Annotated in this window: 24 protein-coding genes and 2 tRNA genes; 5 read left to right on the forward strand and 21 right to left on the reverse strand. The window is 63.3% G+C overall.

Annotation, left to right across the window (positions count from 1 at the left end):
- Nucleotides 1–5: 5 nt before the first annotated feature.
- From nuoK to B5525_RS33330, 16 genes are all read right to left on the reverse strand, one after another.
- Complete coding sequence (nuoK, locus tag B5525_RS33255; protein WP_079570011.1) at nucleotides 6–314, reverse strand: NADH-quinone oxidoreductase subunit NuoK; 309 nt, start codon at nucleotides 312–314, stop codon at nucleotides 6–8.
- Nucleotides 311–949 carry an NADH-quinone oxidoreductase subunit J gene (locus tag B5525_RS33260; RefSeq protein WP_079570013.1) on the reverse strand — a complete coding sequence of 213 codons (639 nt, stop codon included), beginning with the start codon at nucleotides 947–949 and terminating at the stop codon, nucleotides 311–313. Before B5525_RS33260 ends, nuoK begins: the two co-directional genes overlap by 4 nt.
- A 9-nt stretch (nucleotides 950–958) precedes the next feature.
- Nucleotides 959–1,453 carry an NADH-quinone oxidoreductase subunit NuoI gene (gene nuoI / locus B5525_RS33265; protein ID WP_079570014.1) on the reverse strand — a complete coding sequence of 165 codons (495 nt, stop codon included), beginning with the start codon at nucleotides 1,451–1,453 and terminating at the stop codon, nucleotides 959–961.
- A 7-nt stretch (nucleotides 1,454–1,460) separates the two neighbouring features.
- The gene (gene nuoH / locus B5525_RS33270) at nucleotides 1,461–2,531 is read right to left on the reverse strand and encodes an NADH-quinone oxidoreductase subunit NuoH (RefSeq protein ID WP_079570016.1); all 1,071 of its coding nucleotides are present in this window, start codon (nucleotides 2,529–2,531) and stop codon (nucleotides 1,461–1,463) included.
- Between the two features lie 10 nt (nucleotides 2,532–2,541).
- Nucleotides 2,542–4,644, reverse strand: a complete 2,103-nt coding sequence (gene nuoG / locus B5525_RS33275; RefSeq protein WP_079570017.1) for an NADH-quinone oxidoreductase subunit NuoG — start codon at nucleotides 4,642–4,644, stop codon at nucleotides 2,542–2,544.
- 7 nt (nucleotides 4,645–4,651) lie between these two features.
- Nucleotides 4,652–5,143 (reverse strand): hypothetical protein, encoded by a 492-nt coding sequence (locus B5525_RS33280; protein ID WP_154073592.1) that lies wholly within the window; start codon nucleotides 5,141–5,143, stop codon nucleotides 4,652–4,654.
- A 5-nt stretch (nucleotides 5,144–5,148) separates the two neighbouring features.
- On the reverse strand, nucleotides 5,149–6,474 hold the full coding sequence (nuoF, locus tag B5525_RS33285; protein WP_079570020.1) for an NADH-quinone oxidoreductase subunit NuoF: 1,326 nt from the start codon (nucleotides 6,472–6,474) through the stop codon (nucleotides 5,149–5,151).
- Between the two features lie 19 nt (nucleotides 6,475–6,493).
- The gene (locus B5525_RS33290; RefSeq protein WP_079570022.1) at nucleotides 6,494–6,709 is read right to left on the reverse strand and encodes a hypothetical protein; all 216 of its coding nucleotides are present in this window, start codon (nucleotides 6,707–6,709) and stop codon (nucleotides 6,494–6,496) included.
- Entirely contained in the window at nucleotides 6,706–7,317 is a 612-nt protein-coding gene (gene nuoE, locus B5525_RS33295; protein ID WP_079570023.1) for an NADH-quinone oxidoreductase subunit NuoE, read from the reverse strand. The genes B5525_RS33290 and nuoE overlap by 4 nt, the downstream gene beginning before the upstream one ends.
- A gap of 14 nt (nucleotides 7,318–7,331) precedes the next feature.
- Complete coding sequence (locus B5525_RS33300; protein WP_172900123.1) at nucleotides 7,332–8,294, reverse strand: FkbM family methyltransferase; 963 nt, start codon at nucleotides 8,292–8,294, stop codon at nucleotides 7,332–7,334.
- Nucleotides 8,294–9,487, reverse strand: coding sequence for an NADH-quinone oxidoreductase subunit D (locus tag B5525_RS33305; protein WP_079570026.1), 1,194 nt, complete (start codon nucleotides 9,485–9,487; stop codon nucleotides 8,294–8,296). The genes B5525_RS33300 and B5525_RS33305 overlap by 1 nt, the downstream gene beginning before the upstream one ends.
- 52 nt (nucleotides 9,488–9,539) lie before the next feature.
- The gene (locus B5525_RS33310; protein WP_197687976.1) at nucleotides 9,540–9,869 is read right to left on the reverse strand and encodes a four helix bundle protein; all 330 of its coding nucleotides are present in this window, start codon (nucleotides 9,867–9,869) and stop codon (nucleotides 9,540–9,542) included.
- A gap of 84 nt (nucleotides 9,870–9,953) precedes the next feature.
- Nucleotides 9,954–10,565, reverse strand: a complete 612-nt coding sequence (locus B5525_RS33315) for an NADH-quinone oxidoreductase subunit C (RefSeq protein WP_079570030.1) — start codon at nucleotides 10,563–10,565, stop codon at nucleotides 9,954–9,956.
- A gap of 10 nt (nucleotides 10,566–10,575) precedes the next feature.
- Nucleotides 10,576–11,172, reverse strand: coding sequence for a NuoB/complex I 20 kDa subunit family protein (locus B5525_RS33320; RefSeq protein WP_079570031.1), 597 nt, complete (start codon nucleotides 11,170–11,172; stop codon nucleotides 10,576–10,578).
- Nucleotides 11,163–11,528: an NADH-quinone oxidoreductase subunit A gene (locus tag B5525_RS33325; protein ID WP_079570032.1), complete on the reverse strand. Its 366-nt coding sequence runs from the start codon at nucleotides 11,526–11,528 to the stop codon at nucleotides 11,163–11,165. Before B5525_RS33325 ends, B5525_RS33320 begins: the two co-directional genes overlap by 10 nt.
- 330 nt (nucleotides 11,529–11,858) lie before the next feature.
- Nucleotides 11,859–12,374, reverse strand: coding sequence for a MarR family winged helix-turn-helix transcriptional regulator (locus B5525_RS33330; RefSeq protein WP_079570033.1), 516 nt, complete (start codon nucleotides 12,372–12,374; stop codon nucleotides 11,859–11,861).
- Between the two features lie 138 nt (nucleotides 12,375–12,512).
- On the opposite strand from B5525_RS33330, the gene B5525_RS33335 reads away from it, so the two are divergent.
- Entirely contained in the window at nucleotides 12,513–13,703 is a 1,191-nt protein-coding gene (locus B5525_RS33335; protein ID WP_079574117.1) for an aromatic ring-hydroxylating dioxygenase subunit alpha, read from the forward strand.
- A 40-nt stretch (nucleotides 13,704–13,743) separates the two neighbouring features.
- Entirely contained in the window at nucleotides 13,744–15,036 is a 1,293-nt protein-coding gene (locus B5525_RS33340; protein ID WP_079570035.1) for a spinster family MFS transporter, read from the forward strand.
- A gap of 3 nt (nucleotides 15,037–15,039) precedes the next feature.
- Here B5525_RS33340 and B5525_RS33345 read toward each other — a convergent pair whose 3' ends face one another.
- The gene (locus B5525_RS33345; RefSeq protein WP_079570037.1) at nucleotides 15,040–16,053 is read right to left on the reverse strand and encodes a TRAP transporter substrate-binding protein; all 1,014 of its coding nucleotides are present in this window, start codon (nucleotides 16,051–16,053) and stop codon (nucleotides 15,040–15,042) included.
- A gap of 216 nt (nucleotides 16,054–16,269) precedes the next feature.
- Here B5525_RS33345 and B5525_RS33350 point away from each other — a divergent pair, with 216 nt between their 5' ends.
- A complete protein-coding gene (locus tag B5525_RS33350) occupies nucleotides 16,270–16,464 on the forward strand; it encodes a hypothetical protein (RefSeq protein ID WP_079570038.1) in 195 nt (64 codons plus the stop codon).
- Between the two features lie 180 nt (nucleotides 16,465–16,644).
- Here B5525_RS33350 and B5525_RS33355 read toward each other — a convergent pair.
- A tRNA-Asp gene (locus B5525_RS33355) sits at nucleotides 16,645–16,721 on the reverse strand.
- 227 nt (nucleotides 16,722–16,948) lie between these two features.
- On the opposite strand from B5525_RS33355, the gene B5525_RS33360 reads away from it, so the two are divergent.
- The gene (locus B5525_RS33360; RefSeq protein WP_079570040.1) at nucleotides 16,949–17,248 is read left to right on the forward strand and encodes an HU family DNA-binding protein; all 300 of its coding nucleotides are present in this window, start codon (nucleotides 16,949–16,951) and stop codon (nucleotides 17,246–17,248) included.
- A 113-nt stretch (nucleotides 17,249–17,361) separates the two neighbouring features.
- Complete coding sequence (pepT, locus tag B5525_RS33365) at nucleotides 17,362–18,618, forward strand: peptidase T (RefSeq protein ID WP_079570041.1); 1,257 nt, start codon at nucleotides 17,362–17,364, stop codon at nucleotides 18,616–18,618.
- A gap of 61 nt (nucleotides 18,619–18,679) precedes the next feature.
- On the opposite strand, the gene B5525_RS33370 is transcribed toward pepT, so the two are convergent.
- The 3 genes from B5525_RS33370 to B5525_RS33380 all read right to left on the reverse strand — a co-directional run bounded on the left by B5525_RS33370 (nucleotide 18,680) and on the right by B5525_RS33380 (nucleotide 20,177).
- Complete coding sequence (locus B5525_RS33370; RefSeq protein WP_079570043.1) at nucleotides 18,680–19,537, reverse strand: class I SAM-dependent methyltransferase; 858 nt, start codon at nucleotides 19,535–19,537, stop codon at nucleotides 18,680–18,682.
- Between the two features lie 110 nt (nucleotides 19,538–19,647).
- A tRNA-Val gene (locus B5525_RS33375) sits at nucleotides 19,648–19,724 on the reverse strand.
- A 51-nt stretch (nucleotides 19,725–19,775) separates the two neighbouring features.
- Nucleotides 19,776–20,177 carry a GFA family protein gene (locus B5525_RS33380; RefSeq protein WP_079574119.1) on the reverse strand — a complete coding sequence of 134 codons (402 nt, stop codon included), beginning with the start codon at nucleotides 20,175–20,177 and terminating at the stop codon, nucleotides 19,776–19,778.
- Between the last annotated feature and the right edge of the window lie 56 nt (nucleotides 20,178–20,233).

Consider the following 20,233-nt stretch of genomic DNA (forward strand, 5'->3'; position numbering starts at 1 on the left):
GCGGGTTAGCCCTTCATCAGATTGACGTCTTCAACCGCGATCGAGCCGCGGTTGCGGAAGTACACCACCAGCACCGCAAGACCGATCGCCGTTTCCGCCGCGGCCACCGTCAGCACCAGCAGCGCAAATACCTGGCCGACGATGTCGCCGAGGAAGGTCGAGAACGCCACCAGGTTGATGTTGACCGCGAGCAGGATCAGTTCGATCGACATCAGGATGATGATGATGTTCTTGCGGTTGAGAAAGATGCCGAGGATCCCGAGCGTGAACAGGATGGCGCCGACCGACAGGTAATGTCCGAGACCGATCGTCATTGCACCCACTCCGCCGCGTCCGCGTCCTGCAGGCCCTGGCCCGAGGCGACCTTGCGCACGCTCATCGCGATTGCCGGCGTCCGCGCGTTCTGCACATTGATGTCCTGCCGCTTGACGCTGGCCTTGTGGCGCAGCGTCAGCACGATGGCGCCGATCATCGCGACCAGCAGCACCATGCCCGCGATCTGGAAGTAATAGATGTACTTGGTATAGAGCACGAGGCCGAGCGCTTCGGTGTTGCTGACGTTTGCCGGAATCGCCGCGGTAATCGCTTTGGCGACGCCGGCATTGATGACCCACCCGCCGCCGACCAGCAGCAGTTCCGCGAGAAATATCGCGCCGATCACGAGGCCGATCGGCAGATATTCGAGGAAGCCTTCGCGCAGCTCCGTAAAGTCGACGTCGAGCATCATGATCACGAACAGGAACAGCGTCGCAACCGCGCCGACATAGACGAAAATGAGAACCATCCCCAGAAATTCGGCGCCCATCAGTATGAACAGGCCGGCCGCGTTGACGAATGCCAGGATCAAAAACAGCACGGAGTGTACGGGATTGCGCGACACAATCACCATCACCGCCGAGGCAACGCAGATGCCGGCAAACAGATAGAAGAACAGCGCTGGAAGGATCATGCCCTCACCTCACCGGTACGGCGCATCGAGTTCGATCGATTTCGCAATCTCGCGCTCCCAGCGGTCGCCATTGGCGAGCAGTTTCGCCTTGTCATAATAGAGTTCCTCGCGGGTCTCGGTCGCGAATTCGAAATTCGGTCCCTCGACGATGGCATCGACCGGACAGGCCTCCTGGCACAGCCCGCAATAGATGCATTTCACCATGTCGATGTCGTAGCGCACGGTACGGCGGGTGCCGTCGTTGCGGCGCGGACCGGCCTCGATGGTGATGGCCTGCGCCGGGCAGATCGCCTCGCACAGCTTGCAGGCGATGCAGCGTTCCTCGCCGTTGGGATAGCGGCGCAACGCGTGTTCGCCCCGGAAGCGTGGCGAGATCGGCCCCTTCTCGAACGGATAGTTCAGCGTCGGTTTCGGCTGGAAGAAATAGCGCATGGCGAGGAAGAACGCCGATACGAATTCCGACAGCAGAAGCGAGCGGGCTGTGGCGTTGATATTGACACTCATAGCGACCTCATTGCGGGGCGATCCCCGCGAAGTGCAGCACGCCGGCGACGACAACTACCATCGCCAGCGACAGCGGCAGGAACACCTTCCAGCCGAGCCGCATCAGTTGATCGTAGCGGTAGCGCGGCACGATCGCCTTCGCCATCGCAAACATAAAGAACATGAAGAATAGTTTGAGTGCGAACCAGATCACGCCGGGCACCCAGGTAAACGGCGCTACCGCGATGGGCGGCAGCCAGCCGCCCAGGAACAGGATCGTGGCCATCGCGCACATCGTGGTGATCGCGACATACTCGCCGAGCATGAACAACAAATAAGGCGTCGAGCCGTATTCGACCATGAAGCCCGCCACCAGCTCGGATTCGGCTTCCACCAGGTCGAACGGCGGGCGGTTGGTTTCCGCCAGCGCCGAGACGTAGAACACCACGAACATCGGGAACAGCGGGATGAAGTACCAGTTCAGGATGGTCAGCCTGGGCAGGCCGATCAGGCTGGCGAGCCCGCGGGTGTTCTGGGCCTCGACCACGGCCGATAGGTTCAGCGAGCCCGCGCACAACAGGACCGTGATGATGACAAAACCGATCGAGACCTCGTAGCTGACCATCTGTGCCGCCGAACGCAGCGCCGCCAGGAACGGGTATTTCGAGTTCGACGACCAGCCGGCCATGATGATGCCGTAGATCGACAGCGAGGAGATCGCGAAGATGTAGAGGACGCCGACATTGATGTCGGAGATCACCCAGCCGAGATCCATCGGGATCACCGCCCAGGCCGCGAGCGCCAGCACGCAGGAGACCAGCGGCGCCAGCAGGAACACGCCCTTGTTGGAGCCGGAAGGAATGATCGGCTCCTTCAGCACGAACTTCAGGAGATCGGCGAAGGACTGGAACAGTCCCCACGGGCCGACCACGTTGGGTCCGCGCCGGATCTGCACCGCCGCCCAGATCTTGCGGTCGGCGAGCAGGATGTAGGCGATCGCCACCAACAGCACGACGAGCAGCAGCACGCTCTCCGCGACCATGACGATCAATGGCCACAGGAAGCCGGTCCAGAATGCGCTTGCGAAGAAATCAGCCATCAGGTCACGCTCACTCCGCTGCCGTCAGCATCTGCCCGGACGCCAGGCGGGAACATTCCGCCATCACCGCCGACGCGCGCGCGATCGGGTTGGTCAGGTAAAAATCCTCAACGGACGATCTGAACGGCGTCTTCTCGACGCTGCCGCCCTTGGCGGCCCGCGTCTTGAGGCCGGCCTTGCCGGCCCGCGCCTTGAGGTCGGCCGCAGGCACAGCTGCGATCTGGTCGACGCGCATCAAATGCGGCACCGCCTTGAACAGCGCCTGGCGCAGCGCGGGCAGCGAATCATACGACAGCTTCTTGCCCAGGGTCTCCGACAGCGCGCGGATGATCGCCCAATCCTCGCGCGCCTCGCCCGGGGGAAACGCGGCGCGGTTGCCCATCTGCACCCGGCCCTCGGTGTTGACGTAGATGCCGGATTTCTCGGTATAAGCCGCACCCGGCAGGATCACGTCGGCGCGATGCGCGCCGCGGTCGCCATGGGTGCCGATATATATCACGAAAGTGCCGTCCGGCGCCTTGGTTTCGTCGGCGCCCAGCAAAAATAGCAGATCCAGCGTGCCGAACGTCGTCATCTGCGCCGCGCTCAGGCCTCCGGCGCTCGCCGCAAAACCGATATCGAGCGCGCCGACCCGGGAGGCCGTATCGTGCAGCACCGCAAAGCCGTTCCAGCCGTCCTTCACCGCGCCGACATCCGCCGCGAGCTTGGCGGCGGCCGCGAGAATCGCCGCACCATCATGCCGCGCCGCCGCGCCGGTGCCGACCAGCACGATCGGATTCTTGGCACCCTTCAGCACCTCGGCGAAGGAATGCTTGCCGGCTGCGAGATCGGTGAGCGAATCCGTGCCCGCACCGAGATGATCGTAGGTGTAAGTCAGGTCGGCCTTGGCGCCGATCACGCCGACCTTGAGCTTGCCCGTGCGCCAGCGCTTGCGGATGCGCGCGTTGAGGACGGCGGCTTCCTTCCGCGGATTCGAGCCGATGATCAGAAGCGCGTCGGCCTGCTCGATGCCCGCGATGGTCGGATTGAAGATATAGGAGGCGCGACCGGCCTTCGGATCGAAGGCGTCGCCGCCCTGCACCGCCAGATTGACCGAGCCGTATTTCGCCAGCAGATCCTTCAGCGCGAACATCTCCTCCACGGCGGCGAGATCGCCCGCGATGGCGCCGATCCGCTTGCCGTCGCTCATTTTCACCCTGGCGGCGATGGCCGCGAACGCTTCAGGCCATGTCGCGGCGCGCAGCTTGCCGTTCTCCCGGATGTAGGGACGGTCGAGCCGCTGCGTGCGCAGGCCGTCGACGACGTGGCGGGTCTTGTCGGAAATCCATTCCTCGTTCACCGCCTCGTTGACGCGCGGCAGGATCCGCATCACCTCGCGGCCGCGGGTATCGACCCGGATCGCCGAGCCAACGCCATCCATCACGTCGACCGACTGGGTCTTGCCGAGCTCCCAGGGCCGCGCCGCAAACGCGTAAGGCTTCGAGGTCAGCGCGCCCACGGGGCAGATATCGACCAGATTGCCCTGCAATTCCGAGGTCAGCGCCGACTCCAGATAGGTGGTGATTTCCATGTCCTCGCCGCGGCCGGTCGCGCCCATCTCGGGCGCGCCACAGACTTCGGCGGAGAAGCGAACGCAGCGGGTGCACTGGATGCAGCGGTTCATCGAGGTCTTGACCAGCGCGCCCAGATACTTGTCCTCGACCGCCCGCTTGTTCTCGGCGAAGCGCGAGGTATCGACGCCGTAGCCCATCGCCTGATCCTGCAGGTCGCACTCGCCGCCCTGATCGCAGATCGGGCAATCCAGCGGGTGGTTGATCAAGAGGAATTCCATCACGCCTTCGCGCGCCTTCTTCACCATCGGCGAGCGGGTGAGGATTTCCGGCGGTTCGCCCTTGGGACCCGGACGGCAATCGCGCACGCCCCAGGCGCAGCTTGCGACCGGCTTCGGACCGCCCTTGACCTCGACCAGGCACATCCGGCAATTGCCGGCGATCGACAACCGCTCGTGGTAGCAGAAGCGCGGAATTTCGGCGCCCGCGGCCTCGCACGCCTGCAGCAGCGTGTATTCGGCGGGGACATCGATCTCTTTGCCATCGATGATGAGTTTTGTCATAGCGCTCTCAAGTCTTTCCGAGCTTGCAGTCCGGTGATGTGACGCTGGCGGTCCTTAAGGACGCCTTCACCCATTGCTGGGTGTCCGTGGAATAGGTTTCGAGGTAGGCCGGCTCGGTCCTCGACTTCTCGCACAGGAACGGCAGATGCGCCTTCAGGTCGTAGTCGCAGGATGCCGTCCACTCCCGCCGGTCGGCGAAGGCGGCGGTCGCCTCCTCGCAGGCATAGAGGAAATACGAGACAAAACTCTCGTACTGGATCTGCTCATCGCGGCCGGCCGCCTTGATTGCCTCGTAATCCGGCGCCGAGAACTTCGGATTCTTGAACGCCAGGTCGGTGTAACCCAAAAACGCCTGCCGCGCGCTGACGGCGCGATTGCTGGTGCGGATTTCGTTGATCTGAAACAGGATCGCAACAAAGCCGAGCAGCGCCACGGACGCCTGCGCCATCTGCGCCAGCGTCCCGTATTTCTGCCACCATAAAATGCTCGGTTGCGACATCAACCCTACTCCGCCGCGACCATATGGGCGGGATCGAGAATACCGGCATCGTCGATATCCGCCTTGTGCGAATACTCGCTGATGCGCTCTTCGATCTCGTGACGGAAATGCGCGATCAGGCCCTGGATCGGCCACGCCGCGGCGTCACCGAGCGCGCAGATGGTGTGGCCCTCGACCTGTTTTGTGACTTCCAGAAGCATGTCGATCTCGCGCTTGTGGGCGCGGCCCTCTGCCATGCGCGTCAGCACCCGCCACATCCAGCCCGTGCCCTCGCGGCACGGCGTGCACTGGCCGCAGCTCTCGTGCTTGTAGAAATAGGAAATCCGGGCGATCGCGCGGATCAGGTCGGTCGACTTGTCCATCACGATGACGGCGGCGGTGCCGAGACCCGAGCGCAGCTTGCTCAAGGAGTCGAAATCCATCGGCGTGTCGATGATCTGCTCGGCGGGCACCATGCGCACCGAGGATCCGCCGGGGATCACCGCCTTGAGATTGTCCCAGCCGCCGCGGACGCCGCCGCAGTGGCGCTCGATCAGCTCGCGGAACGGAATCCCCATCGCCTCTTCGACGTTGCAGGGACGCTCGACATGGCCGGAAATGCAAAACAGCTTGGTACCGACATTGTTCGGCTTGCCGATGGCGGCAAACCACGCCGCACCGCGCCGCAGGATATCGGGTGCCACCGCGATCGATTCGACATTATTGACGGTGGTCGGGCAGCCGTAGAGGCCGACATTGGCGGGGAACGGGGGCTTCAGCCGCGGCTGGCCCTTCTTGCCTTCGAGGCTTTCCAGAAGCGCGGTTTCTTCGCCGCAGATATAGGCGCCGGCGCCGTGCGCGACATAGAGCTCGAACGGCCAGCCGTTGAGATTGTCCTTGCCGATCAGCTTCGCCGCATAGGCCTGATCGACCGCGGCCTGCAAATGCTCGCGTTCCCGGATGAACTCGCCGCGTACATAGATGTAGCAGACATGGGCGCCCATCGCGAAGCTCGCGAGCAGGCAGCCCTCGACCAGAAGATGCGGATCATGCCGCATGATCTCGCGGTCCTTGCAGGTGCCGGGCTCGGATTCGTCGGCATTGACGACGAGATAGCTCGGCCGGCCGTCGGTGGATTCCTTCGGCATGAACGACCATTTCAGGCCGGTCGGGAAACCCGCCCCGCCGCGTCCGCGCAGGCCCGAGGCCTTCATCTCGTTGATGATCCAGTCGCGGCCCTTGTCGATGATCGCCTTGGTGCCGTCCCACGCGCCGCGGCGGCGCGCACCCTCCAGGCCCCAGTCATGGAGGCCGTAGAGGTTCTTGAAGATGCGGTCCTTGTCATCGAGCATGACGTGAAGCTTCCCAGAGTCAGCGGTTGGACTGCGAATAGGCGAGACCGGCGGCGCATCCGCCGAGGACCAGCGCCCATAACAGGCATGATTCAAGCGAGGCATGCAGCACGAAGCGCTGCAGCAGGAAGATGAAGGCCGCGGCAGCGACGGTATGCAAGCCGATGTAGCGCCAGTTCTTCATCGCACCGACACTCCCCGGCCCCGCCGCTCGCAATGTGCGCTCGCGCGTCATGTGGTTTCCTTCAGCGTGGTCGGTCCGCCCACCGGCGCGGAGAACTGGCGGTCGATCTGCGGTCCCGGCTTCGGCGGATTGCCGGAGGCGAAGCCGTCCAGCACCTTGCCGAAGTTTTCCTTGGTCAGGTCCTCGTAGGTGTCCTTCCAGATCAGCACCATCGGCGCATTCACGCAGGCGCCGAGACACTCGACTTCCTCCCAGCTGAAATTGCCGTCCTTGGACAGATGGAAGGGATCGTGATGGATGCGGCTTTGGCACACATCGATGATGTCGCCGGCGCCGCGGAGGCGGCACGGCGTGGTGCCGCAGACCTGGACGTGCGCCTTCTTCCCGACCGGCTGCAGCTGGAACATCGTATAGAAGGTCGCGACCTCCAGCACCCGGATGTAGGGCATGTCGAGCAGATCGGCAACCGCGCGGATGGCGGCTTCCGAGACCCAGCCCTCGTGCTGTTCCTGCACCCGCCACAGGATCGCGATGACGGCGGAGGCCTGGCGGCCTTCCGGATATTTGGCGATCTGTTCCTCGGCCCAGGCGAGGTTTTCCGGCGTGAACGCGAAGTTCGCGGGCTGCAGTTCTTTCGGAGCGAGGCGGCGGACAGACATCGTCGTTCAGTCTCTCATTGCATGCGGCGCGCGGCATTCGCGTTCAGGGCGCTGATCCGGTTCTGCCAGAAGGCGCTTGCGGTGCCGAACACGTTGTAGCCGACGTGAGTGGAAACCTTGATCCGGTCGAGGATCGAAAGCTCGGTCACGGTTTCCAGGCGGTTGGAGCGGGGATCGTAGACGATCAGCTGAAGCGGGGTCTGGTCGAGGATGTAGCGCGACACCGTATGATTGCGGTCGCTGCCGTGTTCCTCGCACAACAGCACGCTGTCGCCCTGCAGCAGCCGGGTGCCGCCCTTGATGGCCTCGACTTCGACGCCTTCGACGTCGAGCTTGATCAGGTATTTTCCTTCGGCGGAAATCTTGCCGTCGTCGAGCAGGTTGTCGAGCGCGATGACCGGAACATCCTCGCCGCCGCTGTTCACGCCGCCGGCGATGCTGAACGCTTCGTGCTTGGTGCCGGACAGCCGCGCGGTGCCGCGCGCGGACCCGATCGCGCACTTCATCACCTCGAAGCGGCCGCCATTGACCTTGGCGTTGTTCGCAAGCTTGGCGAAATTCTGCGACGACGGCTCGATCGCGATCGCCTTATGCGAGCCGTAAGGCGCGCTGGAGACGAGCACCGACCAGTAGCCGAAATTGGCGCCGCAATCGAGCAGCGTGTAATCGACGGCAACCGAATCCCTGACCAACAGCTCCAGCTCGTCCTCGTAGGAGAACGAACGGTTAAGTAGCTTGCTCCAATACCCATCGCCATAGGGAAATTCGAACGTCGCGTCCGGATTGAGTTTGATCGCGATATCCCGCTCGGGCAAAGCCTTGCGCAGCAGATTGGCGCAGTGGTTGTAACCGCGGTGCGAAAAGTGCGACGATATTTTGGAGCCAGTCGCGAAGGCGAGCGCCGCCGTCCGCTCCCACAGATTGGCGCCCTCGAGCGCTCCCGAAGCCCGGTCAAAATGGATGGGCGGGAGCGCGATCACCGATCGACCTCTCCGAACACGATGTCGAGCGAGCCGAGGATGGCGGAAACGTCGGCCAAGAGGTGGCCCTTGCAGATGAAGTCCATCGCCTGCAGATGCGCAAATCCGGGCGCGCGGATCTTGCATTTGTACGGCTTGTTGCTGCCGTCAGAGACCAGGAACACGCCGAACTCGCCCTTGGGCGCCTCGACCGCGGCGTAGACCTCACCCTCCGGCACGTGGAAGCCCTCGGTATAGAGCTTGAAGTGATGGATCAGCGCTTCCATCGAGCGCTTCATCTCGCCCCGGCGCGGCGGGGAAATCTTGTGATCGTCCACAACCACGGGCCCTTGCCCATCGGCGGCGCGGAGCTTGGCGATGCACTGCCTCATGATGCGCACGGACTGGCGCATCTCTTCCATGCGGAGCAGATAGCGATCGAAGCAGTCGCCGTTCTTGCCGATCGGAATGTCGAAATCCATCTCGGCATAGCATTCGTATGGCTGCGCCTTGCGCAGGTCCCACGCCGCCCCCGAGCCGCGCACCATCACCCCGGAAAATCCCCATTCCCAGGCCTGCTTGAGCGACACCACGCCGATATCGACGTTGCGCTGCTTGAAGATGCGGTTGCCGGTGAGCAGCCGGTCGAGATCGTCGACCACGCGCAGGAACGGATCGCACCAGGCCTCGATATCGTCGATCAGTTTCGGCGGAAGGTCCTGGTGCACGCCCCCGATGCGGAAATAGGCCGCATGCATGCGCGAGCCCGAGGCGCGCTCATAAAACACCATCAGCTTTTCGCGCTCCTCGAAACCCCATAGCGGCGGGGTCAGGGCGCCGACGTCCATCGCCTGCGTGGTGACGTTGAGCAGATGCGACAGGATGCGGCCGATCTCGCAATACAGCACCCGGATCAGCTGCCCGCGGCGCGGCACCTCGATGCCGAGCAGTTTCTCCGCCGCGAGGCAGAACGCGTGCTCCTGATTCATCGGCGCGACATAGTCGAGCCGGTCGAAATACGGGATCGCCTGCAGATAGGTCTTGGTCTCGATCAGCTTCTCGGTGCCGCGATGAAGCAGCCCGATATGCGGATCGACTCGGGCCACGACCTCGCCGTCGAGTTCCAGCACCAGGCGCAGCACGCCATGCGCCGCCGGATGCTGCGGTCCAAAGTTGATGGTGAAGTTACGCAGTGCTGGTGCTTCGTTCATCGAGCGGCGCTCCGCGCCTTGGCGAATAGCGAATGGCGAATAGCGAATAGCGTCATCGGGTAGCGGCCTTTTCCTGCAGCGACCGTATCAAAGCGCGAAGCATTTTGCCCAAGCTCTCGCACTGGATGAGAACCGACTGCAGATCCAGCGCCGCCATGACACCAACTCGCTCCGCTAAAAGCATGTGCGTTTCGAGCTCCTTTAAAGAGCCCTGCGAGATTCGCAGGTGCTGCAAGAAGCTGCCAGTATTTTCGCGCTCGTGACCTTCGGCAATATTGGCCGGAACCGATCCCGCCGCGCGTCTGATTTGCGATGTGAGTCCGAACAATTCGTCTCGTGGAAATTGGCGCGTCAATCGGTAACAGGCTTCCGCTAAGGCCATGGCATCCTGCCACACCCTCAGGTCCCGATAGGAGTTGATCGATGGGTCGGTCAAACATCATCCCTATTCGCCACTCGCCATTCGCTACTCGCCACTTCTCTTCTCATCGCCGGGCAGCACCGGATAATCGGCGCCTTCCCAAGGCGAGAGAAAATCGAACTTGCGGAATTCCTGATTGAGGCGGACGGGTTCGTAGAGCACTCGCTTCTCCTGGTCGTCGTAGCGGACCTCGACGAAGCCGGTGGTCGGGAAATCCTTGCGCAGCGGATGTCCGTCGAAGCCGTAGTCGGTCAACAGCCGCCGCATGTCCGGATGGCCGATGAAGATCACGCCATAGAGGTCATAGGTTTCGCGCTCGAACCAGTCGGCGCCCGGAAACACCTCGATGATCGACGGCACCTGGGTGGTCTCGTCGGCCGCCAGACGAAGGCGGATGCGGGCGTTCAGCGTCGGCGACAGCAAGTGATAGACGACATCGAAGCGCTTTTCGCGGCCGGGATAGTCGACCGCGGTGATATCCGTGAAGTTCACGAAGCGGCAGCCGGGGTCGTCGCGCAGGAAGGTTACGACATCGACGATTCTGTCGGCCTGGACCGCAACGGTGAGCTGCCCGAACGCGACCGTATGACCGGTTGCAGCACCCGGAAGCGCGCCAACAATCGTCTGCCCCAATGCGTCGAGCCTGCCGTCATCCATTCCAAAACCCTTAGCGTTCGATGGTTCCGGTACGCCGGATCTTCTTCTGCAGCAGCAGCACACCGTAGAGCAGCGCTTCCGCCGTCGGTGGGCATCCGGGCACGTAAATGTCGACGGGCACGATGCGGTCGCAACCGCGCACCACCGAGTAGGAATAGTGATAGTAGCCGCCGCCATTGGCGCACGACCCCATCGAGATCACGTAGCGCGGCTCCGGCATCTGGTCGTAGACCTTGCGCAGCGCCGGCGCCATCTTGTTGGTCAGCGTGCCCGCAACGATCATCACGTCGGACTGCCGCGGCGAAGCGCGCGGCGCGAAACCGAAGCGCTCGACATCGTAGCGCGGCATCGACACCTGCATCATCTCGACCGCGCAGCAGGCCAGACCGAACGTCATCCACATCAGGGATCCCGTCCGCGCCCAGGTGATCAAATTGTCGGCGGTGGTGATGAAGAAGCCCTTGTCGGACAATTCGTGATTGACCTCGAGGAAGTACGGATCATTGGCTCCGACCGGCAAGCCGGTGGAGGGGTCGAGAATCCCGCTCGCGGCGGGTGCGACCGCCGGGGCAAATCCGGGCCTTGCGGCAGAGGGGCTCAATCCCATTCGAGCGCGCCTTTCTTCCATTCGTAGGCGAAGCCGACGGTCAGGACGGCAAGGAAAACCACCATCGACCAGAAGCCGGTCGCGCCCAGCTTCCCGAAGGCCACCGCCCACGGAAACAGGAATGCGACTTCGAGGTCGAAGATGATGAAGAGAATGGCGACCAGGTAGAACCGGACGTCGAATTTCATGCGGGCGTCGTCGAATGCGTTGAACCCGCATTCATACGCCGAGAGCTTTTCCGGATCGGGTTGCTGGAAGGCGACGATGAAGGGGGCGATCAGGAGCACCAGCCCGATCAGGGCGGCGACGCCTATAAACACGACAAGGGGAAGATAATTCTGCAGGATGCCGGTCATCGGCGGGGCCTTTTCCTGCGGTAGCTGACAGCCGCAGATTCGTTTGATTGGAATTATTCCGAGGCTTAGCGCAGCGCAACAAGGGGCGCAAGACAAGCAATTTTGACGGGGTCCGGGGTCTCGATTGGGGCGGGAAAATTTTGGAACACGACGGCCGGTCGGGGCCAGCCCCCGCCGAGCGAATGAGCTGCTCACGGCCTGACCTTCCCCTTGACCTGGATCAAGACGGCGGCAATTTCTGTGGCGGGGCGAAGAAAACATCGCTGGGGAATGGCGGTCGAGGCGTCGCCGCCCGGGCCCCGAGCACCCGACCGGGCCGGTGCAATGTTGTCAGCCGAGGTCTTTTTCGGCCTCCAGCATCCTGGCAGCGGTGTCCGTCAGGCGCTCGATAAGCCCCAGCAGCATTGCCACTTCGCCCTTGCCAAGCTGCTCCAGCAAACGCTGGTTGCGTTCCAAGGCCCCTGCCACGATCGTGTCGTGGGCGATCAGCCCCGCTCGGGTGAGGCAAACCAGCACTTCCCGGCTATCCCTGGGATTGACCCCTCTCGAAACCAGCTTGCGCGAAACCAGCCCGGCGAGCGCCCGGCTGATCTGGCCCTTGTCCATGCCAACCGCCTCGGCGAGCCTCGCCACGCTCATCGGCGGTCGGCGCCCCAGCGATGCCACCAGGCCGAACTCCACCGACGAAAGCCCGGCCAGACGCTTGTAACGGAGGATGGCCCCGCGTTTCAGCAGGTTGGCGAGCACCATCAGGCGCGACGACATCATCGCGGTGATCGGCGCCGCCCGATCATCCGGTTGGCGGGTCGGCGGCGCCCGGACAGCGCTTCTCGACGGCTGCTTCATGGCCAAGGTGTGCCAACAAAACCCTCGGCTGCCAAGGTTTTTGAAACCGTTGACATTGTCATCGATCTAACGTTCACTTTGCGAAAGGTTCTCATTCTTAAGGGAACGCGGCCGAAGGCCGGCAGGGAGGAAGCGGCGATGAACATCACCCAGCGTGATCGCGAACTCGGCACCGCCTACGCCATGCGGCCGTCGACGACCCGGACGGAGCTGACCGAGGTCGGCCGCGGCACGCCGATGGGGGAACTGCTGCGCCGATATTGGCATCCGGTCGGTCTTTCCGGTGACGCCACTGACGTTCCCCGAAAAGTCCGCGCGCTCGGCGAGGACCTGATCCTGTTCCGCGACAAGCACGGCCGCGCCGGCCTGCTGCATGCGCGCTGCTGCCATCGAGGCACCACGCTCTATTATGGCAAGGTCGAGGAAGACGGCATCCGCTGCTGCTATCACGGCTGGAAGTTCGACACCGAGGGCCGTTGCCTGGAGCAGCCCTGCGAACCCCAAGGCGGCCAGTTCAGGGACAAGGTGCGCCAGCCCTGGTACCCGGTCGAGGAGCGCTACGGGCTGATTTTCGCCTATCTGGGGCCGACTGAGAAAAGGCCGGTGCTGCCACGCTACGAATGCCTGGAAAAGATGGACGACGGCGAATTCGTGGAGGCCGATGACACCTCGATCGGCGGCGGCGGTCCGACCGTCATTCCCTGCAACTGGCTGCAGCACTTTGAAAATGTGGTCGATCCCTACCACGTTCCGGTGCTGCACGGCTCGTTCAGCGGGCCGCAATTCACCAACATGATGGCCTCGATGCCGGAGGTGAAGTTCGAGATGTCGCCGCGCGGCGTCATCGTGCGCTCGATCCGCAACCAGGACGACGGCAAGATTTTCTATCGGGTGACCGAAGCGGCGCTGCCGACGCTGCGGGTGGTGCCCAATCCGCGGGTCGCACAATTCGCCCGTGTCGAGTCGATCGGCTGGACGCTGCCGATCGACGACACCTCGTTCCGCATCTACGTGGCCGGCCGGGTCAAGGCGCGCGGCGATATCGGCCGGATGCGCTCGAAATTCAACGGCAAGTTCTGGTGGGACATGACCGAACGGGAACACCAGCAATTCCCCGGCGATTACGAGGCGCAGGTCGGCCAGGGGCCGGTGACGGTGCATTCGGAAGAACATTTCGGCCAGAGCGACCGCGGCATTCTGATGATCAGGCGCATGTTGAGCGACCAGCTCGAGGCGTTGGCCACCGGGCGCGATCCGATCGGTGTCTCGTTCGACCAAGCCTCACCGCCGGTCGAATTCGAGGCGGGGAACTTCATTCGCGAGGCGTGAACACTCGGCCGGACCCGAGAGAAGCAAACTGGTGAAAACCATGGTGGATGTCGCGCCCGATCTCACCGCACAGGCGGACAAAGCCGCAAGCCGGACCACAGGACGATACTATGTGCTGGGACTGTTGACCGTCGTTTACGCGCTGAATTTCCTCGACCGCACCGTTTTCAACGTCCTGATCGAGCCGATCAAAAAGGAATTTGTCCTCAGCGATACCGCCATGGGCCTGCTCGCGGGCTTCGGCTTTGTCCTGTCCTATTCCCTGCTCGGCATCCCCATTGCGCGCATTGCCGACCGACTCAACCGGCGCAACATCGTTGCGCTGGCGTTCGCCTTCTGGAGCGCGATGACGTTCCTGTGCGGCATGGCCTCGAGCGTGACGACGCTGGCGCTGGCAAGGATCGGGGTCGGGATCGGCGAGTCTGCCGGTACGCCCGCATCGCAATCCATGGTCGCCGATCTCTTCGACAAGAACGAGCGGCCGCGCGCGCTCGGCGTCTACGCCATCGGCACCTATCTCGGGGTGTTTCTGGGCTATTTCATCGGCGGCTATGTCAACCAGCACTACGGCTGGCGGATGGCGTTCTTCACCGCAGGCATGCCCGGCATCGCGCTGGCGGCGATCCTCTGGCTGACGATTTCCGAACCGAAGCGGGGCGCCCACGCGGAAACCTTTGTGCCGGAACCCATCGGACCGACGCTCGGATTCCTCGCCTCGCAAAAGACCTTTGTCATCGTGCTGATCGGCTTCTGCCTCACCACCTACACCAATTACGCCACCGCGGCCTGGATTCCACCGTTCCTGGCGCGGGTGCATCATCTGAACAGCGCCGAGATCGGAACCTATGCCGGCACCTTCAAGGGCCTGTTCGGCATGGCGGGCACGCTGGTCGGCGGGCTGGTGGTGGCGCAGATCAGCAGCCGCGACGATCGCTGGAAGCTATGGGCGCCGGCGATCACCTCCGGCCTCGCCGGCCCGGTGTTCGCGCTATGCGTGCTAACACTGGATTTTGCAACCATGGTTGCCGCGCTCGCCGCCACCTCCTTCCTGGTCGGCTTTCATCTCGGGCCGATCTTCGCCATTGCCCAGACCGTGGCGCGTCCCAGCATGCGCGCGCTGGCGTCCGCCATCGTCCTTTTGACCGCGACCTGTTTTGGCCAGGGCGTCGGCCCGCTCGCGGTCGGCATGATCAATGACGCGCTGAAGAACGACTATGGCGCCGACGCGGTACGCTATTCGCTGCTCTCGGCATCCGTCACGACCACTCTCGGCGCGCTGTTGTTCCTGTGCGCGGCAGCGTCGATCCGCGCCGACATCAAGCGGGCGGCGTGATCCTCAGCTGAGCGGGCCCGTGTACTTTTCCAGCTGCGCCCAGGCCTCGGCGCCGTAGGTCTTCTGCCACTGCGTGTAGAAGCCCGCCTTCACCAGCGCCGCCCTGAACCGCACCGGGTCCGGCTTGTTGAAGACCATGCCCTTGGCCGTAAGGTCGGCCTGCAACGAGTGCTCCATTTCCAACAGATCGGACCGCTCCTTGATGGCGGCGGCATCGAAGCTGCTGTTGAGGATCTCCAGGAGGTCGTCAGGCAGCGCGGCCAGCGCGCGGCGGTTGGCGATGACCCAATAGCCGCTCCAGCAATGGTTGGACAGCGCGCAATATTTCTGCACCTCGTAGAGCTTGCCGGTCGATACCTGCGCCAGCGGGTTTTCCTGGCCCTCCACGATATGGGTCTGCAGGGCCGAATAGAGCTCGCTGTAGCTGATGCTCGAGGGCAGCGCGCCCAGCCCGCTGAACAGCGAGGTCAGCAAGGCCGTAACGGGAACGCGAATCTTGAACCCCTTGAGGTCCTCGACGCTGTTCAACTGCCGGCTCGAAGACGAGGTGATCTGCCGAAACCCGTTGTCCCACATTTTCTTCATCGGCACGATCCCGGCCTTGCCAATGGCGTCGCGGACGACATCGCCGACGCCGCCATCCATCGCGGCCCAGACCTGGTCATAGGACTGAAAGGCAAAGCCGATGCTCGGCAAGCCCGACAGCGGCACCAGCGTCGACAGGGTCATGCTGGGTGCCGCCAGCAATTCGATACCGCCGGCGCGAACTTGCGAGAGCATCTCGGGATCGCCGCCGAGCTGGCTGTTGGGAAAAACCGTGACGTTGAGCCGGCCCGACGACTGGGCGCCGACCGCGCGCGCGGCTTCCGTCAGTCGAATCGTGAGGGGATGGGTATCCGGCGTGTTGACCCCGAGCTTGAACTCGAACTCGGCCGCTGCGCTGGCGGACCTGCTCACAACGGTGGTTGCCCAGGCGGCGGACGCGGCGCCGAGCAAACCCCTGCGGGTTATTGTCATTTTCTTCTTGCCTCCCGAGCGCTTTATCGCGCCTGCCGGCAGTTTCCTTCGAAACCGCTGCGGTCCGCAAGGTCTGGGAGCCGCGGCCGCAACGTCCCGTCCGTTCCCCGTCCGGCCGACGAAACCATTTTTGGGAATCCACGAAACCACCCGGAAACAGATGGGGGGTATTTCTACCGTCAACAAAGCGGTGGCAAAGCTGCCTGGAGGCTTAAGATGAACCATTCAATTCATTCAGCGGACCGCAGTACCCACCTGAAAATCGTGGTTGTGGCACTCGTGGCGGGCATCGTGGTGGCCGGCTTGGGTATCTCGGCGCGCACCAGCGCAGATTACAGCCAGACTGCCCACGTCATGAAGGCCGGCAAGCCGATCGCAGTGACCAGTTCTGACGCGATGCTGGTCCGCTAGGTCAGGCTCCCTTCATCCGGAAAAGGAAGGCGGCCGCCGGCGGGCGGTCTTTTGTTTTTTCGGCGCCCTAAAGCCCTCCAACACTCAGTCTACGAGCGTGGACGACAATGAAAACCTAAGGGCCTGAGTGGCGGTCGTTGTGGGCGGCGGCCGAAAAACCCGCCTAAGTACTTGAAAAGATGGCGCGAGAGACGGGACTCGAACCCGCGGCCTCCGCCGTGACAGGGCGGCGCTCTAACCAACTGAGCTACTCCCGCGGATGCCGTAATCGCTGACTGATCCGCACAGGAATGAGGGCTTAAAGGCGTGCCTCTCTTTAGTCAAGGTCGTTGCGAATCCTCCCATTTGGCAGGCCTTTTCCGGATGTCGATGCAAATAATAGGCTGTTTTCAGGTAGAACAGCGTAGGCACTCGCACCCCGAATCGTTTAAGGCCTGCTACGTCTGAGTTTCCTGAGCCATCAAACAAACGAGGAGGGCCAATTATGGCGAAGAAGGCAGCAACCCCGACCACGGTCACGCTCAAGCATCTGGCGGCGGCAATCGCCGACGACCAGGAACTGTCCAAGAAGAAGGCTGAAGAGATTCTCAGCGATCTGGTCAACCGGATCACCAAGCACCTGAAGAAGGGCGAGCGCATCCGCATCGTCGGCCTCGGCATCCTGCAGGTCCGCAAGCGCGCCGCCCGCATGGGCCGCAACCCCGCCACCGGCGAAGCGATCCACATCAAGGCGAGCAAGAAGGTTGCCTTCCGCGCGGCCAAGGAACTCAAGGAAGCCGTCTAACAAGACGCCCCTTCTGATCGGACTTTCAAGCGCCATTCCGGGTCGCGACGCGGCCCCCGGAATGGCGCTTTTCTGTTATAGAAACCTCCGGTTCCCATCTTGCCGCGGATATCATGTTGGCCACGTCCCCAGCCTTTACCCACACCGTGACCGAGCGCTTTCTGCGCTACGTCGTGATCGACACCCAGTCGGACCCCGCCTCCCCGACCTGCCCGTCCACCGAAAAGCAGAAAAATCTGGGCCGCCTGCTCGCCGCCGAGCTGCAGGCGATGGGTCTGCGCGACGCCCATCTCGACGAACACGGCTATGTCTACGCGACCATTCCAGCCAATACCGACAAGCCGGTCCCGGTGATCTGCTTCTGCTCGCATATGGACACCTCGCCCGATTGCAGCGGCAAGGACGTCAAGCCGCAGATCGTGCGGAATTATCGCGGCGGCGACATCGTGCTGCCGGGCGACCCCTCACAAATCATCCGTGCGGCAGAACATCCCGCACTCAGGGACCAGATCGGCAGCGATATCGTCACCTCGGACGGCACCACGCTGTTGGGGGCCGACAACAAGGCCGGCCTCGCCGAAATCATGGATGCGGCGCATTTCCTGATCAACAATCCGCAGATCAAACACGGCGCCATCAAGATCCTGTTCACGCCCGACGAAGAGATCGGCCGCGGCGTCGACAAGGCCGACCTGAAGAAGCTGGCCGCGGATTTTGCCTACACGATCGACGGCGAGACCGCCGGCAATATCGAGGACGAGACGTTTTCGGCCGACGGCGCCACCATCACCATCGAAGGCGTCAGCGTCCATCCCGGCTTCGCCAAGGGCAAGATGGAGCACGCCATCAAGATCGCCGCCGCCATCGTCGAGCGGCTGCCGAAAACCACCTGCTCGCCGGAAACCACCGAGGGCAAGCAAGGTTTTCTGCACCCGATTGGCATCTCCGGCGCGCTGGAGAAAGCCACGCTCGGTTTCATCGTGCGCGATTTCACCGACGAAGGCCTGAAAGAGAAAGAAGCCCTGCTCGAGAGTATCGTCAAGGACGTGATGAAGGGCTATCCGCGCTCGAGCTACCGGCTGGAGATCAAGCCGCAATACCGCAACATGAAGCAGGTGATCGACCGTCACCCCGAGATCGTCGACCATGCGATGGAGGCAATCCGCCGCGCCGGCCTCAAGCCGGTGAAGACCTCGATCCGCGGCGGCACCGACGGCTCGCGGCTGTCGTTCATGGGACTGCCCTGCCCCAACATCTTCGCCGGCGAGCACGCGTTCCATTCGCGACTGGAATGGGTCAGCGTTCGGGACATGGAAAAGGCCGTGCTGACCATCGTCCATCTCGCGATGATCTGGGAAGAGCGGGCTTAAAGCGTTTTCAAGCGAAGTGGATACCGGTTCGCGTTAAGAAAACGCGTCAACACAAAATCGCTCAGGCCCGCGCCGTCACGATCCAGATCGCGGCGGGAAGCGGCACCGACTGTCCCTTGAGAAAAGGCGTCAGCGCCTCGCGTATCGAGACGGCGGCGGCAGCGACCACTTCCGGCGGCTGTTCGGCGAGCGCGCGGGCGGCCGGTCCGATGTCCAGCGCGCTCTTGACCGCGGTATCGAGCCCGCGCCCGACCGCGATATCGAGCGAAAAATTGCACGGCTCCATGGCGATGCCGGTGAAGCCGGCCTCGCCCAGGATGCGCTGCACGCGCGCCTCGGAGGCGAAAGCGAACGGACCGGGATCTTCGGGCCCCTGTTGCGGCAGCTTGGGGACGTGCTTGTAGACGGCCTGCAGCGGCGCCATGAAGAACGGATTTTCGCGCGGCTCCCGCCAGCAGGCGAAGGCCAGCCGGCCCGACGGCTTCAGACCCCGGCGCAGATTGGCGAAGGAGCGCGCCGGCTCGGCAAAGAACATCACGCCGAAGCGGGAGGCCAGGAGATCAAAGCTGGCAGGCGCGAACGGGTAAACGGTGGCGTCCGCCAGCACGAATTCGACCGGCAGCCCCACCGGGGCGACCTCGCGGGCGCGGGCCAGCATCGGACCCGAAATGTCGATCCCCATCACGTATCCGGTCGGGCCGACCTTCTGCGCCAGCGCAATCGACGTGGCACCGCTGCCGCAGCCGACATCGACAATCCGCTCGCCGGCCGAGGGCCTGGCGCGGTCGATCAGGCGATCGGCGACCGGCGCCAGCAGAACGTCCTGGGATTGCTGCCGGTCGGCCCAGCGCTGGCCGCCCGGGCCGTTCCAATAGGCGATCTGGTCCGCGTTCAGGTCGTGGCCGACAGGTGTTTCCATGGGTCGAAACTCTTTGTTGGTCCGCCTTCGTCGCTTCGCAACTTCGGCGCGACAGCCTTCGCGTCGTTCATTTTTCGGCTCGCCGGGCCGAAGCCCAGAAGCGCGAAGGCTGGTAGGCGGCGAGAGATTCGAACTCCCGACCCTCTCGGTGTAAACGAGATGCTCTAACCAGCTGAGCTAGCCGCCCGTCAGCGCCTGTTTAGCGCCGCCCGAGCCCTCGGCGCAAGGTCGGACACCGTCAGTCGGTCGGCCGTCCCGGCAATCCCCTGATATCCTCGATCCAGGGCACAGCCGAACGGCACCAGAACTGCCGGCTTGGCTTGAGCTGGTCGCGCTGGCGAATGCTGCCCCATCGGATTCCCCAATCGCCAGGACCGCCCTCGCCGCTGGTGAACAGCGGGGAACCGCAATCGGAGCAAAAATGCTGAAAGCGCCGGCGGCCGTTGTCGCCTGTCTTGGCATAGACCGTGGGCGCTTTCCCCGTCATCCGGATTTGTTCGCCGGCGCAGATCACGGTGACCCGATAGGGCGAACCGGTCAGCGTCTGGCAATCCGTGCAGTGACAAACCGAGACTTGGTCAGGATCGATGTCGGCCTGATAGGTCACAAGACCGCAATGGCATTGCCCGTCGATGTTCATCGCGCTCACTCCGAAAACGGCGATCACTGGCGGTCCTCGCAAAAGAAAACGGCGCC

Origin of the sequence: Bradyrhizobium erythrophlei (assembly GCF_900129505.1) — a bacterium.
In the GTDB taxonomy this organism is placed as follows: Bacteria; Pseudomonadota; Alphaproteobacteria; order Rhizobiales; family Xanthobacteraceae; genus Bradyrhizobium; species Bradyrhizobium erythrophlei_D.

Excerpts from the sequence above, each read along its gene's own strand:
- nuoI (WP_079570014.1), bottom strand. The coding sequence starts at position 1,453 with ATGAGTGTCAATATCAACGCCACAGCCCGCTCGCTTCTGCTGTCGGAA.
- nuoK (WP_079570011.1), bottom strand. The coding sequence starts at position 314 with ATGACGATCGGTCTCGGACATTACCTGTCGGTCGGCGCCATCCTGTTC.
- B5525_RS33350 (WP_079570038.1), top strand. The coding sequence starts at position 16,270 with ATGAACCATTCAATTCATTCAGCGGACCGCAGTACCCACCTGAAAATC.
- nuoE (WP_079570023.1), bottom strand. The coding sequence starts at position 7,317 with ATGTCTGTCCGCCGCCTCGCTCCGAAAGAACTGCAGCCCGCGAACTTC.
- B5525_RS33360 (WP_079570040.1), top strand. The coding sequence starts at position 16,949 with ATGGCGAAGAAGGCAGCAACCCCGACCACGGTCACGCTCAAGCATCTG.
- B5525_RS33290 (WP_079570022.1), bottom strand. The coding sequence starts at position 6,709 with ATGACGCGCGAGCGCACATTGCGAGCGGCGGGGCCGGGGAGTGTCGGT.
- B5525_RS33335 (WP_079574117.1), top strand. The coding sequence starts at position 12,513 with ATGAACATCACCCAGCGTGATCGCGAACTCGGCACCGCCTACGCCATG.
- nuoH (WP_079570016.1), bottom strand. The coding sequence starts at position 2,531 with ATGGCTGATTTCTTCGCAAGCGCATTCTGGACCGGCTTCCTGTGGCCA.
- nuoF (WP_079570020.1), bottom strand. The coding sequence starts at position 6,474 with ATGCTCGATGACAAGGACCGCATCTTCAAGAACCTCTACGGCCTCCAT.
- B5525_RS33370 (WP_079570043.1), bottom strand. The coding sequence starts at position 19,537 with ATGGAAACACCTGTCGGCCACGACCTGAACGCGGACCAGATCGCCTAT.
- B5525_RS33325 (WP_079570032.1), bottom strand. The coding sequence starts at position 11,528 with ATGACCGGCATCCTGCAGAATTATCTTCCCCTTGTCGTGTTTATAGGC.
- B5525_RS33315 (WP_079570030.1), bottom strand. The coding sequence starts at position 10,565 with ATGGATGACGGCAGGCTCGACGCATTGGGGCAGACGATTGTTGGCGCG.
- B5525_RS33260 (WP_079570013.1), bottom strand. The coding sequence starts at position 949 with ATGATCCTTCCAGCGCTGTTCTTCTATCTGTTTGCCGGCATCTGCGTT.
- B5525_RS33280 (WP_154073592.1), bottom strand. The coding sequence starts at position 5,143 with ATGTCGCAACCGAGCATTTTATGGTGGCAGAAATACGGGACGCTGGCG.
- nuoG (WP_079570017.1), bottom strand. The coding sequence starts at position 4,644 with ATGACAAAACTCATCATCGATGGCAAAGAGATCGATGTCCCCGCCGAA.
- B5525_RS33380 (WP_079574119.1), bottom strand. The coding sequence starts at position 20,177 with ATGAACATCGACGGGCAATGCCATTGCGGTCTTGTGACCTATCAGGCC.
- B5525_RS33345 (WP_079570037.1), bottom strand. The coding sequence starts at position 16,053 with ATGACAATAACCCGCAGGGGTTTGCTCGGCGCCGCGTCCGCCGCCTGG.
- B5525_RS33305 (WP_079570026.1), bottom strand. The coding sequence starts at position 9,487 with ATGAACGAAGCACCAGCACTGCGTAACTTCACCATCAACTTTGGACCG.
- pepT (WP_079570041.1), top strand. The coding sequence starts at position 17,362 with ATGTTGGCCACGTCCCCAGCCTTTACCCACACCGTGACCGAGCGCTTT.
- B5525_RS33330 (WP_079570033.1), bottom strand. The coding sequence starts at position 12,374 with ATGAAGCAGCCGTCGAGAAGCGCTGTCCGGGCGCCGCCGACCCGCCAA.
- B5525_RS33340 (WP_079570035.1), top strand. The coding sequence starts at position 13,744 with ATGGTGGATGTCGCGCCCGATCTCACCGCACAGGCGGACAAAGCCGCA.
- B5525_RS33310 (WP_197687976.1), bottom strand. The coding sequence starts at position 9,869 with ATGGCCTTAGCGGAAGCCTGTTACCGATTGACGCGCCAATTTCCACGA.
- B5525_RS33320 (WP_079570031.1), bottom strand. The coding sequence starts at position 11,172 with ATGGGATTGAGCCCCTCTGCCGCAAGGCCCGGATTTGCCCCGGCGGTC.